This window comes from Streptomyces sp. BE20 (assembly GCF_036322525.1).
In the GTDB taxonomy this organism is placed as follows: Bacteria; Actinomycetota; Actinomycetes; order Streptomycetales; family Streptomycetaceae; genus Kitasatospora.
This window is the reverse complement of the sequence record NZ_JAQYWW010000352.1, coordinates 1-395: the sequence shown is the minus strand read 5'-3', so window position 1 is coordinate 395 and position 395 is coordinate 1. Positions and strand designations below refer to the sequence as shown.

The 395-nt window shown below is 73.4% G+C and carries 1 protein-coding gene; it reads left to right on the top strand.

The window, feature by feature from the left end; genetic code table 11:
* Positions 1 to 249 (top strand): helix-turn-helix domain-containing protein (locus PUR61_RS02580; RefSeq protein WP_329875165.1); only part of this gene is annotated, 249 nt, incomplete at its 5' end.
* Positions 250 to 395: the final 146 nt, after the last annotated feature.

The window sequence follows — 395 nt, the reverse complement described above, 5'->3', positions numbered from 1 at the left end:
ATGACCGTTGCCGAGGCCGCGCGGCGGGTGAAGGTGTCCGAGCAGTCGATCGGGAACTGGAAGCGGCAGTTCCTGGAGTCCGGCCGGGCCGGACTTGCGTCCGGGAAGTCCGGCCCCAGCAGCCGGGAACAGCAACTCGAAACTCAGGTCGCCGACTTGACCCAGGCGCTGGGTGAGGCCGCGGTCGAGCTGCGGGTGTGGAAGAAGTCCGCGGAGGGCCGGCCGGGCCCTTCGAGGACCTCGAGGTGATCCGCGTCGAGGCGGGCATGCCGACCGCGAGGTTCTGCCGCCTGATCGGCGTGCCCGAGCGGACCTGGCGCCGTCACCGGGCCCGCGCCCGCCGCGGCGCACAGGCCAAGGGGCCGTGGCCGCGTCCGGCCCGGGAAGGGGTTCGT